The sequence below is a fragment of the Nocardia sp. NPDC004260 genome (assembly GCF_053603155.1).
Genome location: NZ_JBSGEZ010000028.1, coordinates 31,362 through 47,359, shown reverse-complemented (window position 1 = coordinate 47,359; position 15,998 = coordinate 31,362). Strand labels below are relative to the sequence as shown.

Sequence of the window (15,998 nt, the reverse complement as noted above, 5' to 3'; positions counted from 1 at the left end):
CCGTCTAAATTATTTTCAGCAGTTAGAAAGGAGGTGACGGCCCTGGAGGAGAGCGCCCACTCGGTACCCTCGGGCATGCCCGATCCACGCCCCCACCTCGGTGAACCCCTGGCGCTCGATCTGCTGAACACGAGATGGATCGAGCACGGACCACAGGACCTGCTCACCGATGTCACCGGCCTGCGCACCTGGCTGGCGTCGGCGGGACTCACCGATCGCGCGACCGCCGACGAAGCCACCTTGAACGCGGTGCTGACCGCTCGGACCGCCATCTACGACGTGGTGGTGCACGCTTCCCCCGCCGGACTCAACGACGTGCTGGAACACGGCCGCGTCCGCCGCGCGCTCACCGCGTCCGGGCCCGCCGACCTGGTGGACGTCCCGGAGCGAGCTTGGTTGCCCGGCTGGCTGGCTGCCGACAATCTGCTGGAGCTGCTGCGCACCGCACCCGATCGGATCCGCCAATGCGCGCATCCGGAGTGCGTGCTGTTCTTCTACGACACCTCGAAGAACGGAACCCGCCGCTGGCACTCCATGGCCACCTGCGGCAACCGCACCAAAGCGGCGCGGCACTACGCGCGAAAGCCCTGAGGCTCAGAACAATTCGTCGAGCAGCCGGTAATACGTCAAGCGGCTCTCGTCCGGCTCGGCCAGTCCGTAGGCCGCGAAGAAGGCCGTCACCTCCGCTTCGCCGAAATCCGCGCGCAGGTCGCGGACGGCGAGCGCCAGATCGCGGTAACGGTCGGAAACACCGAGCCCGCCGACGTCGAGGAGAACGCCGTTCGCCAGCACGTTCGGCGGGGTGAAATCACCGTGCGCCACCACCAGATCCTCACGCTCCGGCCGCTGTGCCAGCAGCCGCTCGAGGATCTCCGCGGGGGTGGCCCCGGCGTTGTCGTCGTCGAAATCGTCCGCGTCCACCAGACCTTCGACCACGTTGCGGCGCGCCCGCGCCAGCACGACGTCCAGGCGTCCGTCGAACGGGCATTCGGCGACCGGAATGCTGTGCAGCCGGCGCAACAGCGCGCCCAGCGCGGCGCCGATCGAGGCCGCGTGGGCGCTGCCGGAGCCCGCCGACAAGCTGGGCACGCCCACATCCGCGAGCACCAGCACGTCGTCCTCGAACGCCGTCACCTCCGGCACGGCGATCCCGCGCTCACGCAGCCAGGTGAGCCGCTGATACTCGGCGACGGCCTTCGGACCGCGTTTGAGCCAGTAGGCGCCGTCGACGCGCACCACACCACCGCTCATGCCCTCGTGCTCGTCCGACCAGCTCGGCGCCTCGCCGAACAGCGCCGCGACGGCGGGCGGCAACGGAATCGGCAGCTCGGCCAGCGTGTCCAGCGCGGTGCGGGTGGCTTCGATCTCCTCGGGATCGCCCTCGGCCACGCGCAGCCGCATCGCCTCGGCCAGCAGTTCGCGCGCCTCGGCCAGGTGGTTCCGTTCGGCGAGCGCCTTGCCCAGGTGCTGCACGGCGAACGAGAGCACCTCCGGCGCGGCTACTCGCGCGTGTTCCACGGCGCGGCGGTACAACGTCTCCGCGGTGCCCGCGTCGCCGCGATAGCGGTAGACGTCGCCCAAGTTGATCCACACGGTGATCCGGCGCCGCTCCGTGTCCACCAGTTCGAGCGCGCGATCGAGGTGCTCGAGCGCCTCGTCGTAGCGGCCGAGCAGCATCAACTCGATGCCGGTCTGCCGGTAGCTCGCGAAGTCGTCGGGGCGTGCCTGCGCCACCCGGACCGCCAACCGATCCGGGTCGTGCGGGATCATCCGCTGCCGCTCGTCGAACCGGTACAGCGGCTCGTCGCGCTCCACCTGCCCGGGGGCGCTCACCAGCGCGTCCTCGGCACGTCGAATTCGGCGCACAGGGCGCGCCAGACGTCGCGGGGATCGGTTCCGGCCTCGATGGCGGCGGCGCCGGTGCGCCCGCCCAACGCCGGGATCACGTGGTCGGACAGCAGGGCGTCGCCGCGGGCCACACCGAACTCGGTATGCAACAGTTCCTGAAACTCGGTCAACCGCACCGTCCCGAACTTACTCCCGTCCCGCTCGTTCGCTGGTCAGGGGCACGCCCGGCACCCGCCCCGGTCAGGGGTGGACGGCGTAACAGACCTGGTGGCACAGGGCGACAGGGTCCGGGAAATCGCGCGTGGCGGCGGCCTCCCTCGCCGCTCGGGTGTAGCGCGGATCGGTGAGGATCGCACCGACCGCGGCACGGACGGCCTCGGGTGAAAGCGGCCGGACGACGATCGAACTACCTTGTCGCGCCACCCGATTGGCCAGCTCCCACTGGTCGCCGCCGCCGGGAACGGTGACGATCGGGACGCCGGCGGACAGCGTTTTGGCGAGCAGGCCGTGACCGCCGCCGCCGACGACGACGGACGCGTGGGTCAGCAGTTCGTCTTGCCGCCCCAACCCCGCCGTGGCCCATGGCGGAAGATCGGCGGGCGGCGTGTCCAGCATCGAAATGGCCACGCGGATACCGGTTCCCTCCAACGCCCGCAGAACGGTCTCGGCCATGCCCGCCACACCGGTGTGCGCGGTCGAGGGGGCGACCACGACCAGCGGCGCGTCCCCGGGCGGCAGGTCCAGGATCGCGTCGGTCGGCTCCCACAGCAGCGGACCGATCACGTGGGCGGATTCCGGCCAGTCGGGGCGCGGTACCTCGAGCGCGGGCAGGGTGGCGATCAGGCGCGCGGCGGGCCCGGGATCGACCGCGGGGAGGCCGACGCTCTCCCGCGCCCGCTCCCGCTGGCGACGCCCGTTCCGCAGGGCGCGTGCGGTCATGCCGCGCAGTACGCCGTCGCGCACCCGACCGCGCAGACCCGAACCGGGCGCGAGCCCGCTTCCGATGGGCGGCAACCCTTTCGACGGCAGGTACAGCGGATGCGGGGACAGCTCCACCCACGGGACGCCGAGCCGTTCCGCGGCCATCCCGCCGCCCGCGGTCAGCACGTCGGAGATCACCAGTTCGGGCAGCATGGCGCTCAATTCGGGCAGGATCTCGGTAGAGATGTGCGCGGCCCGCTCGTGGATGCGCTGCCCGGCGTCGGTGTCGTCGTCCACCGGTCGCGGCGCCAGGCCTTTCAGTCTGCGCACCCCGATTCCGGCGGCGAGCGCGGCGTCGAACCACCGCGGACCGGTGAACAGGACCGGCTCGTCACCGGCCGCCAGGAATTTCGAGCACAGCGCGATTGCGGGGAACGCGTGACCGGGATCGGGCCCTGCGACGACGGCTACTCGCATCCGCCTAGCCTGCCACACCCCCTCCGGGGCCGATCACACCCACATCGCGGCACTCGTCTGCTACAGCTTGCTCACCGTCGACTTGTCCGAGCCCGAGACCGCCTTGTACAGCAGGTACAGCCCGAACACGATGGCGCTGATCACCAGGATCGGGAACAGGCCTTTGATCAGCGCGCCGATGACGGCCAGCGCGATCCAGACGACCGCGACGATGCCGATGATCTTCCACAACATTTCGATGCCTCCAAGAAGTCGGTTTACGCTTCGAGCATGGCACCTGAATCAGCGGAAATCACCAGGTGAGGAAGCATTTCGGGGTGTAAATCAGGGTTCCCCCTTAGGTCGGCGCCCCGCTTGTCGCGCGGCGATCGGGGTTTCGCCGCCGACCGAAGATCTCCCGTCCCGAATACGCCACGATGGTATGCGCGTCGCAGGACGCGCACACCATCGTCGAGGACGAGCCGATCAGCGGGGCTCGGCGTCCGGCAACTCGTCGGCCAGAGGATCGTCGTGCGGCATGCCATCCGGTTCCCGCATACCGAGATCGGCGGTGTCGACCGCGTAGGGGTCGACCATCGGATCCAGGCCCATGCGCGACCGATCGCCGGACGCCGGCATCCGCAACGTCTCCTCGTCCGGACCCGGGTTGTTCCGCATACGCGCCGTCGCGACGCCTCCCGGTTCCCCGGTCCGCCGCTCCGGCGGCCGGGTCATCGCGGGGCGGGTGCGCGGCGGTTGCGGCACCGGCTGCCTGCCGTAGACATCCCAGGCGGACTGATCCGGATCGATCTGGTAATGGTCGAACAGTTCCTGCTCGGCCTGTGGGCTGATCTGCCCGTTGTGGTCCAGCTGCGGCGAGGCCTTGACCGCATCCTTACCGACTCGCACCTGCAACACGGCCGCCTCGGGGCGATGCTCGGCGCCCGCCAGCGGGACCAACGCGTCGGCGCTGAACAGACCGGTGGATACCGCGATCCAGGTGGGCGATCCGGAATTGTTGTCGACGTAGACCCGTTTGACCTTGCCGATCTTCTCGCCTTCAGGGCCGTACACCGAGCTGCCGATGAGCGTTTCCAGCATTTCAGTCATGGGGTTCCTCCGCAGTTCGTCCGTGCGATGCGCAGCTCGACAGAACGCGGCTGTCCACCGCGCGTGCTGGGAAAAGCAGTTCAATCGCTGGTGGGTCGATCGGTGACGTCGGGGCTCGCGGCGACGCGCTGCGTTCTGCGCGACAGCCGCACCGGGTCCTCGGCGCTGTCACACGTCAGATACCGGCTGACGTCCAGCCGCTGCGTGTCCTGGTCGAGCAGCGATCGACGGTAGGAAACATCGAGCATGACGTGCTCCTGCCAGTAGTGCATGTGCCCGGCCCCAGACGAGACCGGAAATGATCAGCTACATGTTGGCAACTACCCGCGCATTGCTCGACCAAACCAGCCTCAGCACCCAATTCGCCGACACGCCGCGACAGAAGCGATGACACAGCTATCTGATAGCTATTTGTTATCCATTTCGCTGCGAGCTCCCCGCCCGCCCACGCTTGATCAGCATCAGCGCCGACGGTCCGCTGGTGAATCGGAAGTCCCTGCCGCGATGGTCGACCTCGCCATCGGTGGCCAGCGACACCGCCTCCTCGGCGACCCGCACATCCACGCGGGAAACCCTGCGGTGCCGATAGGTGGGCGAGTACGCCAGCGTGCCGGTGAACGTCGCGAACACCAGCCGCAGCCGCGAGAACGGAACATCGGCGCGCAGGTAACGGACATCGAGGGTGCCGCCGCGCAACTCCGGACGCGACATGGGGATCTGGTCGGCCGGGTGGTAGGTGCCGTTGCCCACGAACAGCATCCACAGCGCGGTGTGGTCGCCATCGACGGTGACGTGCAGCGGCTGGGCGCGGAACAGCACGCGCACCATGGCGATTCCCGCCGCGGGCCATTTGCCGATCCGCCGTTCCCAGCGCTCGCGAACACGGACGAAATCGGGATAACCGCCCAGACTGGCGGTGTTCACGAAGGTGCGCTGCTCGGCGCCGTCCAAACAGACACCCGCCACGTCGACCCGCACCGCTTCGCCCGCTTCCAGCCCGGCGACGGTCACGTCGGTCCGCTCCACTCCGGCGTCCCTGGCGAAGTGGTTCAGCGTGCCACCCGCGAAGACCGCCAGCGGCAACCGGTGACGGACCGCGTACTCCGCGACGGCCGACACCGTTCCGTCCCCGCCGACGACGCCGAGTGCGCGCAGATCGCCGCGCCGCACCAGTTCGTCGACCCGCTCCTCGAAATCGTCGCCGCCGAGTTCCAGCACCTCGGCGGCGGGCAGTCGCGCACGCAGGTCGGCGAGCGCGTCGTCGCCATCGCCCGATCCCGCGTGCGGATTGCCGATCAGCAGCAATCCGGCGCCCTTCGGCAGCGGGTCGATGTGTTCGACCGGACCGAGAGCGGCGTGTTCGTCGTCGCGCACCGCCCACCACCGCCGAGTGACCAGTGCGACCGCGCTACCGAACAGCGCGCCCGCGACCACATCAGAGGGCCAGTGCACGCCGATGTGCACACGCGAATATCCCACCGCGGCGGCGATCGGGGCCACCGCGACGGCCGCCGCGGGCGATTCCAGCGCCAAGCCCGTCGCGAAGGCCGCGGCGGAGGCCGCGTGCCCGGAGGGGAACGATGACGAGACCGGCGGCGCGACCAGCCTGCGCACGAACGGAACTGATTCGTCCGGCGGACGACGGCGCGGGAACAGCGGCTTGGCCACACCGTTGGCCACGCCGCTGGCGATGCTCAGCGCGAGCAGCCCGCGCACCGCGCCGCGGCGGGCCGAGCGATCTCCGGCGACGAACAAGATCGCCCCGAGGGCCATCCACAAGCGACTCTTGTCGGCGGCGGTGCTCAACGCCCGGTCCGCCGGAGTCGCCCGCACGCGCGCACTGCGGCCGACCAGCCAGCGATCCAGGCTGCTCGTCATTCCGATCACCCCGCCGTCGCGTTCGCGAGTCGAGAGAAACCGCATCGCCGCAGCCTACCGATCGCTCGAGCGCCGCGCCCACACGACCACTCGGTGCGGACGCGAGCGCTCGGGCGTGCGCGGGATCCCCCGGCGCGGTCGAGACCGATGCGACTTCAGTGCACGGATGTACTCTAATCTTCAACGCCAAACGGCGCTGCGCGACACCAGGGAAGGGATGATCCAATGACGCAGACACCCCGATCAGCACACAGTCATGCACTGAATCTCCTCTGACGGCCGGGACCCCGATGGAACAGACGAACGAGCTGGCACAGGAACTCGCGGCCGCGGCCCGGCGGCACGGTTCGGCGATCGCGGGAATCGTCGGATCGGCCGCCCGCAAAGCGTCGTGGGAAGTGCTCGACCTCATGGCCGAAAGCCGCGAACTGGTCGGCGCGGCGTTTCGGGCCAGAGCCGAGGAACTTCGCCGCCGGGACCGGCCGAGCTGACCGGCCCGGATCAGATCGGTGGCCGCGGCGACGCGGGCACCGATTTGTCGGCCACCTCGATGAGGGCCTGCGCCCACCCGTCCAGCCGGTCGGAGGCGTGGCGCAGATCCGCCACGATGGTGTCGAAGTTGTGCCGCACCACGGTGGTCTCCGGCACCGCGAGAATCCGGCCCGCCGCGGCCACCACCTGCTCATACTCCGTGACGCCCGCGTCGAGCCTGGCCAGGATCAGCCGCAGGTTCTCGGTGAGCGCCACCGCCGCGGGCGAATTCGCGCTTCCGATGGCCCCGAGCCCCTGTTCCATCGCCGTGATGTCGGCAGCCAGCGCATGGAGCGCCGCCGCACCCGAGGCGGCGGTCTCGAGCATGTCGGCCAGTTCGTCCGGAGGCAGCCGATGCGAGCGGGCGATCTGAACGCCCAAGCCGTGCAATGCCTTCTCCGCGCGCACCAGACGCGCGATCGACGGGCGGGCGTTCGACCATACCGGTGGCTGCTTGCGCGGGAGGAACACCGCATGTGGCAGCGGCGCTCCCCGCAGTCGCAGATAGCGACGAGTGCTCAGCGCCGCGCCGGTGACCAGTGCCACCGCGCCGCCGCCGACCACGACCACGGCCCACACCGGCGCCGAAAGGGCGACGAGCCCAACGGTTCCCACTGTGGTGAGGCCGGACACCGTGCCCAGCTGGAAGCTGCGGCGGCGGGCCCTGCGGCGGCGGCGCAACTCCCGCTCCCGTGGATCGGCCCAGCGCCGCACGGCGACGAGCGCGTTCTCACCGACTTCGCGAAGACTGTCCGGCAGGCTGCCCGGCTGTGGCGCGAGCGCGGCTTGGGCCCGGATCATCGCCGTCCCGCGCAGGCGCCGCGTTTCGGGCCCACGCTCGCGAAATGCACTGCCGCTCATACCTTCTCTCCCACCGGTTGCACACATCGGACAGACCGGGACCCGACTCGGCCGACGGCCGGCCGGTCGGGTCCCCACGCCTTGTCCTCCAGTGAACCAGCCCCCACCGACACGTGTTCGCCGAACACCCGGAGGCGGCTACTGCTGCGCGGCCTGTCCCTTGTTCATCTGCGGCTGCGCCGAACCGGCCTGTGCCGGATTGATGGCGGGCTGGGCGCCACCGGCGGGCAGCTGGTCCCCGCGCATGGACGCGCGGATCTGCTCCAGTTTGCTGTGCCCGGCCATCTGGATGCTGGCCTGCTGCACCTCGAGCATGCGGCCCTGCACCGAATTCTGCGCGAGTTCCGCGGCGCCCAGCGCGTTGGCGTAGCGGCGTTCGATCTTCTCGCGCACCGCGTCCAGGCTCGGCGTGCTGCCGGGCGCCGACAGCGTCGAATCCATCTGCTGCAGCGAGGCGGAGACCTGCTCCTGCATCTTGGCCTGCTCCAGCTGGCTGAGCAGCTTGGTGCGCTCGGCGACCTTCTGCTGCAACAGCATCGCGTTCTGCTCCACGGCCTTCTTCGCCTGAGCGGCCGCCTGCAGCGACTGGTCGTGCAGGACCTTCAGGTCCTCGACGGACTGCTCGGCGGTGACAAGTTGCGCGGCGAACGCCTCGGCGGCGTTGGTGTACTGGATCGCCTTCTCGGTGTCGCCCGCCGCGGTGGCCTGATCGGCCAGCAGGACGGCCTGCCGTGCGTTGGCGTTGAGCTTCTCGACCTCGTCCAGCTGCCGGTTCAGCTTCATCTCCAGTTGACGCTGGTTGCCGATGACCGAGGCGGCCTGCTGCGAAAGGGCCTGGTGCTGCCGCTGGGCTTCCTCGATAGCCTGCTGAATCTGGACCTTCGGATCCGCGTGCTCCTCGATCTTCGCGTCGAAGAGGGCCATCAGGTATTTCCAGGCCTTGACGAACGGATTAGCCATCGATTGATCCCGCCTCCATCTGACATGCCGCGCTCCGGCGCGACTCCAGTGCGCGACCGTCACGCACCCGATATGTGCCTATCCTCCACCATGTGGCACCAGGGCCGGGCGAACCCGGCCCAACCGACGCCTACGGAGAATCTATCCGCTTTCCGCACCGGCCCGCAGCGTTGCCGCCGTGGCCGCATCTCGTCGCCGGTCACGCACCTTTCACCAGGACCAACATGTCCGATCGCGGAGCCGGGATGACGATCCGGGTGTCCTCCGCCAGCGGCAGCGGCCGCGCCGCGGCGTCGGCCGACATGGTGGCCGCCGCGGACGCGGACTCGGCTTGCGCGGCGGGCTCGGCCGCCGTCCGCTCCGGCTCGGCCGCGGCGGCCGCGGCCTCGTCCGCGGGCGCGCCGGCCGTCGCCGCGTCGACACCGGCCATGATCGTGCTCACATCCCACAGCACCCGCGACAGCGGGACGTCCAAGGCTTCGCAGATGGCGGCAAGCAGTTCGCTGGAGGCCTCCTTGCGACCCCGCTCGACTTCGGAGAGATAGCCGAGACTCACTCGCGCCGATGTCGACACCTCGCGCAAAGTCCGGCTCTGGGCGAGACGCGCACGCCGCAGACTGTCCCCGATCGCCTCTCGCAGCAGCGTCATCTCGTTCTCCTTCGCTCCCGGTCGCGGGGCCGACGCGATCGCCGACCCCCCGCATGCCGTTCTTTCTGGCACAACGTCGGAACCGGGGCGGATGGTTCCCGCGGGAAGCACCTCAGCCGCTCCGCCCGACGCGGTCGGCCGGATCCGTGCCCGCCTCCCGCACACACCGCAGCAATTCCGCCACCGCCGTGCGCGTCGCACCGATTCTGATCGTCCACCGGTCGCCGGGGAGTTTCAACCGCATCACTTCGGTGTGCCCGGGACCGGCCAGTCCGAGGAAGACCGTGCCGACCGGGTGCCCGTCCTGGGAATCGGGGCCCGCCACGCCGGTCAGCCCCACACCCCAGTCCGCGCCGCAGCGCGTGCGCGCGCCGACGGCCAGCTGTTCGGCGGTGCTCGCCGCCACCGGGCCTTCGGCCGCGAGGACCTCCGCGTCGACGCCCGCGAGGCTGTGCTTGAGATCAGTGGCGTAGACCACCAACCCGCCGCGCAGCACGGCACTGGCGCCCGGTACCCCGGCAATGGTCGCGGCGAGCAGACCCGCGGTCAGCGATTCCGCGGTGGCTACCGTTTGCCGCACAGTCACCAGCGCACGAACGAGATCGATGGCGGGCACGTCGGCGATCAGCGGATCGCTCATGCGCCGCGGTTTCGCCCCGGGCCGCCCGCGAACCACACCCGGGCCGCCTGACCGACGTAGTCGAGCCCGGTGGCCACGGTCAGCGCGACCGCCACATACATCAGCAGCATGCCGATACCGGCGACCCAGCCCGACAGCGGCAGCAGGAGCATGGCGATGGCCACCGACTGGACCAGTGTTTTGAGCTTTCCCCCGCGCCCTGCGGGAATGACCCCGCGCCGCACGACGATCAGACGCAGCAGTGTGACGCCGATCTCCCGGCCGCAGATCACCAAGGTGATCCACCAGGCCAGGTCGCCGAGCACGGACAAGCCGATCACCGCGGACCCGATCAGCGCCTTGTCCGCGATGGGATCGGCCAATTTGCCGAAATCGGTCACCAACCCGTATTTGCGAGCCAATTGCCCATCGAACCGGTCGGTGATCGCGGCGAGGCCGAACAGCGCCGCGGCGGCGATCCGCCAACCGGTCTGGTGACCATCTCCGGCGAACAGCGCGACGACGAACAGCGGCACGATCGCGATGCGCAACATGGTGAGCACGTTCGCGATGTTCAGCAGCGGCGGGCCGCTCTCGGCCTGCGCGGGCGCGAAGCCGGGACGGATCGGGGCGGGCGCGCTCCAGGGGCGGTCCGTCTCGTCGGGTTGCACGCTCATGCCGTCGCCTCACCGGCGATCGACTCGCTCACGGCCGCCTCGTCTGACCGCCGCGACGCCCGGCGCGATGCGGTGAGTTGGACGGTTGGATCTGCGGCACACGTTCAGACTATCGGTAGCCGAGCCGACTACTGTGCACCCCATGACCTCTCGGGGACCACTAGGTGGTTCGACCAGCGACGCGTATCCGGGCGCGGCTTCGGCCGCGCAGAGCTCCCTCCCGGTCGTCCGACGCGCGCGAACCTCCGACGTGCCCGAGATCAAGCGCCTCGTCGACGTTTACGCCGGCCGCATCCTGCTGGAGAAGAACCTGGTCACCCTCTACGAGGCGGTACAGGAATTCTGGGTCGCCGAACTCGACGGCCGCGTGGTCGGCTGCGGCGCGCTGCACGTGCTGTGGGCCGATCTCGGGGAGGTGCGCACGGTCGCGGTGCATCCCGACGTCAAGGGCAGCGGTGTGGGCAAGCTCATCGTGCAACGTCTCGTCGCGGTGGCGCGCGAGCTCGAGCTGGAACGGGTGTTCGTGCTGACCTTCGAGGTGGAGTTCTTCGGCAGGCACGGCTTCGTCGAGATCGACGGCACGCCGGTCACCGCCGAGGTGTACGCCGAGATGTGCCGCTCCTACGACACCGGTGTGGCCGAGTTCCTCGATTTGAGCTATGTGAAGCCGAACACTCTCGGCAATACTCGGATGCTGCTGACACTCTGAGCCCCTCCCCACAGGAAGCGATACCCGTGCCGATCTTCGCCGTCCACTACGCCTATTCCGAGGCCACCGCCGCAGACCGCGACGTCCACCGACCCGAGCACCGAGCCTGGCTGGCCGGTCTGCTCGAGTCGGGCACCCTGCTCAGCAGCGGTCCGTACCCGGACGGGTCCGGAGCGCTGCTGCTCTTCCGTTCGCCGGACGCGGGACAGCTGAAGGACCTGCTCGCCCAGGACCCGTTCGCCCGGGCGAACCTCATCGACGACGTCCGCGCCGTGGAATGGGCCCCCGTCTTCGGCGCCTTCGCGCCCTGAGAGGCTACCGGTCCGCCCGGACCCGCGTGCGGAGCAGGCTGGCGACCGTCGCGACCACCAGGATGACCAGGATCACGCCCAGCGAGACCGACGTGGAGATCTCCGGGACCGCGACGTGCTCGCCGCCGTTGACGAACGGCAGCGTGTTCTCGTGCAGGGCGTGCAGCACCAGCTTCATGCCGATGAACGCGAGGATCGCCGCCAGCCCGTAGGACAGGTACACCAGCCGGTCGAGCAATCCGCCGATCAGGAAGTACAGCTGCCGCAGGCCCATGAGCGCGAACGCGTTCGCGGTGAAGACCAGGTACGGCTGCTCGGTCAGTCCGTAGATGGCCGGGATGGAGTCCAGCGCGAAGAGCAGGTCGGCGAACCCGATGGCCAGTAGCGCCAGCAACAACGGCGTGACCACCCGGCGTCCGTCCACCCTGGTCACCAGCTTGTCGCCGGCGTATTCATCGGTGGTCGGCAGGACCCGCTTGGCCAGCGCGACGATCCGGCTGTCTCGTTTCTCCTCGACCTCGACCTCGTGGCCGCTCTCGCGCAACAGCTTGACCGCGGTGTACACGAGGAACATGCCGAACAGGTAGAACACCCAGCTGAACGCGCCGATCGCGGCCGCGCCGACGGCGATGAACGCGCCGCGCATGGCCAGGGCGAGCACGATGCCGATCAGCAGCACCTTCTGCTGGTAGATCCGCGGCACCGCGAAGGTGGACATGATGATCAGGAAGACGAACAGATTGTCGACCGAGAGCGCTTTCTCGGTGACGAAACCCGCGTAGTACTCCCCGGCGTAGGTCGAGCCCCACTGCCAGGCGACCACGCCGCCGAACAGCAGCGCCAGCCCGATGTAGACCCCGGACCAGAAGCCGGATTCCCGGAACGTCGGCTCGTGCGGGGTGCGCACGTGGGCGTAGAAGTCGAAGACGAACAGGCCGAGGATCACCACGACGGTGATCCCCCATTCGAGTGCGGTTACGTGCATGCGGCGTGCCGATCGAAGAACATGATGTCCATAATGCCCGATTTGTCCGTTACCGTGCGATAGCGGGGTGATTGCCGCCCATAATTCCACATGCGTTCACCCGGCCGTTTGTGCCACCGTCGACGTTCGTGGGCGACGACTACCGCACCACTTACTTCGAGACCGACGCCCGGTTCAGCCCGACCATCACGCACGAATGGACCCACGGTCTCGGCGAGGTCGTGACCGCGCTGCCGCGCCGGACCTCACGCTGACCGGCCTGGTCGAACATCGCAGTGCTCCGTGGAACGCGCTGCCCGGCCTGATGACAACGGGCCGGGACGGTGAATGGCGGCGGACCCGGCACCTGGAAAGGCTACCGTTGAGCTATACCCTTCAGGCACGGAAGAACTGACCGGGTAGGGTCGTCGGCTAGGGAAAAGCGGTTCCCAACACCGACATCCGGTGTTACCTTCTGAGCCGGCGAAGATCAGACCACAGGAAGGCGAGACGATGACCGGGACGGCGGAGCGACGGGTGTCGCCGAGTGATGTCTCGCGCACCGGCGCCGCGCTATCGGCTTGGTATGTCTCCTGGCGAGCCGCGCGGAGCCGCCCCTGAACGTGTCTTTCGCAGACCGTATCGAAAGGGGTCACTCCGCGGCGAATCGCCAGGAGCGACCCCTTTTTCGTGCGAACGGACGTAGCTCAGCCGGTAGAGCAGCGGGCTCCAAACCCGCGGGCCGGGGGCTCGAATCCCTCCGTCCGTGCCCAATCCTTCAGGTCGGAACCCCGACCGATCCCTCGTAGCCCAATCGGTAGAGGCGCCGGACCTAGATTCCGGTAGATGCGAGTTCGAATCTCGCCGAGGGAACCAGCCGGATCACGCCGACTCGTCGGAGTCGCCGCCGTCCCCGCCGCCGCGGATCGACCACAGCAACCCTTCCAGTTCATCGGGTTTCACCAGCACGTCGCGCGCCTTGGACCCCTCGCTCGGGCCGACCACGCCGCGGGTCTCCATAAGGTCCATCAGCCGCCCCGCCTTGGCGAAGCCGACGCGCAGCTTGCGCTGGAGCATGGAGGTGGACCCGAATTGCGAGGTGACCACGAGTTCCACCGCCTGCAAGAAGACATCGAGATCGTCGCCGATATCTGGGTCGACGTCTTTCTTCTCGCCCGCCTTCGCGGCGGTGACGCCTTCTTGGTATTCCGGCTCCGCCTGGTTCTTGGTGAACTCGACGACGCCGTGGATCTCCTCGTCGCTGATGAACGCACCCTGCAACCGGGTCGGCTTGCCCGCCCCCATCGGCAGGAACAAGCCGTCGCCCATGCCGATCAGCTTCTCCGCGCCGGGCTGGTCGAGGATGACGCGCGAGTCGGTCAGCGAGGAGGTCGCGAAGGCGAGCCGGGAGGGCACGTTGGTCTTGATCAGACCGGTCACCACGTCCACCGAGGGCCGCTGCGTGGCCAGCACGAGGTGGATGCCGGCCGCACGAGCCTTCTGCGTGATGCGGACGATGGCGTCCTCCACGTCGCGCGGAGCGGTCATCATGAGATCGGCCAGCTCGTCGACGATGGCGAGGATGTACGGGTAGGGCCGGTACACCCGTTCGCTGCCCAGCGGCGCGGTGATCGCCCCCGACTTCACCTTCTTGTTGAAGTCGTCGATGTGGCGCACCTTGTTGGCCTGCATGTCCTGGTAGCGCTGCTCCATCTCCTCGACCAGCCAGGCCAGGGCGGCCGCGGCCTTCTTCGGCTGGGTGATGATCGGCGTGATCAGGTGCGGAATGCCCTCATACGGCGTCAGTTCCACCATCTTCGGATCGATCAGGATCATCCGTACCTCGTCCGGCGTCGCCCGCTGCAGCAGCGACACCAGCATCGAGTTCACGAAGCTGGACTTACCCGAACCGGTGGAACCGGCGACCAGCAGGTGCGGCATCTTGGCAAGATTCGCCGAGACGAACTCGCCCTCGATGTTCTTGCCCAGACCGATCACCAGTGGATGGTGGTCGTTGCGCGTGGAGGGCGCCTTGAGCACGTCGGCCAGCCGGACCAGCTCGCGGTCGGCGTTGGGCACCTCGATGCCGACGGCGGACTTGCCGGGGATCGGCGCGAGCAGCCGGACGTTCTCCGTCGCGACGGCGTAGGCGATGTTGCGCGCGAGCGCGGTGATCTTCTCCACCTTCACGCCGGGCCCGAGTTCGACCTCGTAGCGTGTCACCGTCGGGCCGCGCACGAACCCGGTCACCGCGGCGTCGATCTTGAACTGCACCAGCACCTCGGTGATCGCCTCGATCATCGATTCGTTGGCGGCGCTACGTTTCTTGGGCGGATCCCCGTCGGTCAGCAGCGACAACGGCGGCAACGTGTAGTCGCCTTCGACCTCACGGTCGGTGACGAACTCCAGCTGCTTCGGCGGCGGTGGCGTCTGATCCTCCACCACCGCGGCGGGGCGCTGCTTCTTCGGCTTCGGTTTCGGCGCGGGCTCCTCGGCCCCGATCTGCTTGGCGTCGCGCAGCGGGGGCTCGCCCAGAGACTCGGTGACCGCGTCGGGATCGCCGAACTCGTCGGGCGGGTAGTTCTCCGCGGGCGTGCGACCGCGCCGCTTGGTGGTGGCGCGATGCACCGGGAATCCGTCGGCGTCGTAGTCGGCCGGGTCGTAGTCCCCGCGGTCGCCGTCGAATTCGCCGTATTCGCCGCCACCTGTCTCGGTGCCGAGGTAGCGCCGCAGCTTGGCGGGGACCTCGCGCACCGTCGTCCCGGTCACCAGCAACGCGCCGAAGACGATGGCCAGCAAAAGGATCGGGACCGACAGCCAGGCGGTGAGGCCGTCGGTCAGCGGCCCGCCGGTCACGAAGCCGACGAAACCGGCTGCGCGGGAACGCCCGTGCGCGTCGGTGGGGGCGCCCGCGGCGATGTGCCACAGCCCGAGGACCGGCAGGCCGATCAGCAGGCCGCCGAGCACCAGCCGCGGCCGGATCTCGGGGCGCGGTTCGGTGCGCATCAGTACGACGGCGATCCCGGAGGCGACGAACGGCAGACCCGCGGAGGCCGATCCGGAGATCGCGCGGATCACGTCCTCGACCAGGTGGCCGATGGGACCGCCTGCCGACAACCAGACCGCCGCCGCTATCACGGCGCTCACCGCGATCAGCGCCAGCGCGACGCCGTCGCGCCGATGTCCGTGTTCGATCTCGCCCGCACGGCTCAGGGCGCGTGTGGTGGCGCCGAGCCCGCGGGCCAGCATGGCCCAGCCGCTGCCGATACCCCGGGTGATCACGGTCAGCGGAGCCGTGTCGGACGGACGGCGCGCCGGGCGCCGGGCAGCGGTGGCGCGTCGGCGGGGCGTGCCGGTCGCCCTGGGCGTCGCCGTGCGGGGAGTGGCGGTGCGGGGCGTGGCCGCGCGAGACCGCGCCGCAGTGGTCCTCCCCCGCGCCGATCCCGCCCGCGCCCGACTGGTCGTGGTGCTGCGGGACTTACCTGCCATGGCCCCAGGCTAGCC

19 protein-coding genes and 2 tRNA genes are annotated in these 15,998 nt (G+C 69.3%); 7 read left to right on the top strand and 14 right to left on the bottom strand.

Annotated features, from left to right (window positions below; all coding sequences use genetic code 11):
- Positions 1 to 75 precede the first annotated feature (75 nt).
- On the top strand, positions 76 to 591 hold the full coding sequence (locus tag ACWEO7_RS18215) for a CGNR zinc finger domain-containing protein (RefSeq protein ID WP_450016727.1): 516 nt from the start codon (positions 76 to 78) through the stop codon (positions 589 to 591).
- Positions 592 to 594: 3 nt separating this feature from the next.
- Here ACWEO7_RS18215 and ACWEO7_RS18210 read toward each other — a convergent pair whose 3' ends face one another.
- From ACWEO7_RS18210 to ACWEO7_RS18180, 7 genes are all read right to left on the bottom strand, one after another.
- Positions 595 to 1,833: an APH(3') family aminoglycoside O-phosphotransferase gene (locus ACWEO7_RS18210; RefSeq protein WP_452424637.1), complete on the bottom strand. Its 1,239-nt coding sequence runs from the start codon at positions 1,831 to 1,833 to the stop codon at positions 595 to 597.
- Positions 1,830 to 2,024 (bottom strand): DUF3046 domain-containing protein, encoded by a 195-nt coding sequence (locus tag ACWEO7_RS18205; protein ID WP_450016537.1) that lies wholly within the window; start codon positions 2,022 to 2,024, stop codon positions 1,830 to 1,832. The genes ACWEO7_RS18210 and ACWEO7_RS18205 overlap by 4 nt, the downstream gene beginning before the upstream one ends.
- 64 nt (positions 2,025 to 2,088) lie before the next feature.
- Entirely contained in the window at positions 2,089 to 3,246 is a 1,158-nt protein-coding gene (locus ACWEO7_RS18200; RefSeq protein WP_452424635.1) for a glycosyltransferase, read from the bottom strand.
- Positions 3,247 to 3,306: 60 nt separating this feature from the next.
- Positions 3,307 to 3,480, bottom strand: a complete 174-nt coding sequence (locus ACWEO7_RS18195) for a hypothetical protein (protein ID WP_355070211.1) — start codon at positions 3,478 to 3,480, stop codon at positions 3,307 to 3,309.
- A gap of 231 nt (positions 3,481 to 3,711) precedes the next feature.
- A complete protein-coding gene (locus ACWEO7_RS18190) occupies positions 3,712 to 4,335 on the bottom strand; it encodes a PRC-barrel domain-containing protein (protein ID WP_452424633.1) in 624 nt (207 codons plus the stop codon).
- An 80-nt stretch (positions 4,336 to 4,415) separates the two neighbouring features.
- Positions 4,416 to 4,583 (bottom strand): hypothetical protein, encoded by a 168-nt coding sequence (locus ACWEO7_RS18185; RefSeq protein ID WP_450016530.1) that lies wholly within the window; start codon positions 4,581 to 4,583, stop codon positions 4,416 to 4,418.
- A gap of 166 nt (positions 4,584 to 4,749) precedes the next feature.
- Complete coding sequence (locus ACWEO7_RS18180) at positions 4,750 to 6,258, bottom strand: phosphatase PAP2 family protein (protein WP_452424631.1); 1,509 nt, start codon at positions 6,256 to 6,258, stop codon at positions 4,750 to 4,752.
- 245 nt (positions 6,259 to 6,503) lie between these two features.
- Here ACWEO7_RS18180 and ACWEO7_RS18175 point away from each other — a divergent pair, with 245 nt between their 5' ends.
- Positions 6,504 to 6,704, top strand: a complete 201-nt coding sequence (locus ACWEO7_RS18175; protein WP_067809022.1) for a hypothetical protein — start codon at positions 6,504 to 6,506, stop codon at positions 6,702 to 6,704.
- Positions 6,705 to 6,714: 10 nt separating this feature from the next.
- On the opposite strand, the gene pspM is transcribed toward ACWEO7_RS18175, so the two are convergent.
- From pspM to pgsA, 5 genes are all read right to left on the bottom strand, one after another.
- Positions 6,715 to 7,605, bottom strand: a complete 891-nt coding sequence (gene pspM, locus ACWEO7_RS18170) for a phage shock envelope stress response protein PspM (RefSeq protein ID WP_452424629.1) — start codon at positions 7,603 to 7,605, stop codon at positions 6,715 to 6,717.
- 138 nt (positions 7,606 to 7,743) lie between these two features.
- Entirely contained in the window at positions 7,744 to 8,565 is an 822-nt protein-coding gene (locus ACWEO7_RS18165; RefSeq protein WP_355070202.1) for a PspA/IM30 family protein, read from the bottom strand.
- A 199-nt stretch (positions 8,566 to 8,764) separates the two neighbouring features.
- Positions 8,765 to 9,214, bottom strand: a complete 450-nt coding sequence (locus tag ACWEO7_RS18160; protein WP_452424628.1) for a helix-turn-helix domain-containing protein — start codon at positions 9,212 to 9,214, stop codon at positions 8,765 to 8,767.
- A 112-nt stretch (positions 9,215 to 9,326) separates the two neighbouring features.
- On the bottom strand, positions 9,327 to 9,854 hold the full coding sequence (locus ACWEO7_RS18155; RefSeq protein WP_452424626.1) for a CinA family protein: 528 nt from the start codon (positions 9,852 to 9,854) through the stop codon (positions 9,327 to 9,329).
- Positions 9,851 to 10,510 (bottom strand): CDP-diacylglycerol--glycerol-3-phosphate 3-phosphatidyltransferase, encoded by a 660-nt coding sequence (gene pgsA, locus ACWEO7_RS18150; RefSeq protein ID WP_364426864.1) that lies wholly within the window; start codon positions 10,508 to 10,510, stop codon positions 9,851 to 9,853. Before pgsA ends, ACWEO7_RS18155 begins: the two co-directional genes overlap by 4 nt.
- Positions 10,511 to 10,652: 142 nt before the next feature.
- Here pgsA and ACWEO7_RS18145 point away from each other — a divergent pair, with 142 nt between their 5' ends.
- Together ACWEO7_RS18145 and ACWEO7_RS18140 are read left to right on the top strand one after the other, a co-directional pair.
- On the top strand, positions 10,653 to 11,219 hold the full coding sequence (locus tag ACWEO7_RS18145) for an amino-acid N-acetyltransferase (protein ID WP_450016517.1): 567 nt from the start codon (positions 10,653 to 10,655) through the stop codon (positions 11,217 to 11,219).
- A 26-nt stretch (positions 11,220 to 11,245) separates the two neighbouring features.
- Complete coding sequence (locus ACWEO7_RS18140; RefSeq protein ID WP_452424624.1) at positions 11,246 to 11,530, top strand: YciI family protein; 285 nt, start codon at positions 11,246 to 11,248, stop codon at positions 11,528 to 11,530.
- Positions 11,531 to 11,534: 4 nt separating this feature from the next.
- Here the strand turns inward: ACWEO7_RS18140 and ACWEO7_RS18135 are convergent, their stop codons facing one another.
- A complete protein-coding gene (locus tag ACWEO7_RS18135; RefSeq protein WP_452424623.1) occupies positions 11,535 to 12,515 on the bottom strand; it encodes a TerC family protein in 981 nt (326 codons plus the stop codon).
- Between the two features lie 128 nt (positions 12,516 to 12,643).
- Here ACWEO7_RS18135 and ACWEO7_RS18130 point away from each other — a divergent pair, with 128 nt between their 5' ends.
- The 3 genes from ACWEO7_RS18130 to ACWEO7_RS18120 all read left to right on the top strand — a co-directional run bounded on the left by ACWEO7_RS18130 (position 12,644) and on the right by ACWEO7_RS18120 (position 13,370).
- Positions 12,644 to 12,769 carry a hypothetical protein gene (locus ACWEO7_RS18130; protein WP_452424622.1) on the top strand — a complete coding sequence of 42 codons (126 nt, stop codon included), beginning with the start codon at positions 12,644 to 12,646 and terminating at the stop codon, positions 12,767 to 12,769.
- A 421-nt stretch (positions 12,770 to 13,190) separates the two neighbouring features.
- A tRNA-Trp gene (locus tag ACWEO7_RS18125) sits at positions 13,191 to 13,263 on the top strand.
- Positions 13,264 to 13,293: 30 nt separating this feature from the next.
- Positions 13,294 to 13,370 (top strand) — tRNA-Leu (locus ACWEO7_RS18120).
- Positions 13,371 to 13,376: 6 nt separating this feature from the next.
- On the opposite strand, the gene ACWEO7_RS18115 is transcribed toward ACWEO7_RS18120, so the two are convergent.
- The gene (locus tag ACWEO7_RS18115) at positions 13,377 to 15,983 is read right to left on the bottom strand and encodes a DNA translocase FtsK (RefSeq protein WP_452424620.1); all 2,607 of its coding nucleotides are present in this window, start codon (positions 15,981 to 15,983) and stop codon (positions 13,377 to 13,379) included.
- Positions 15,984 to 15,998 lie beyond the last annotated feature (15 nt).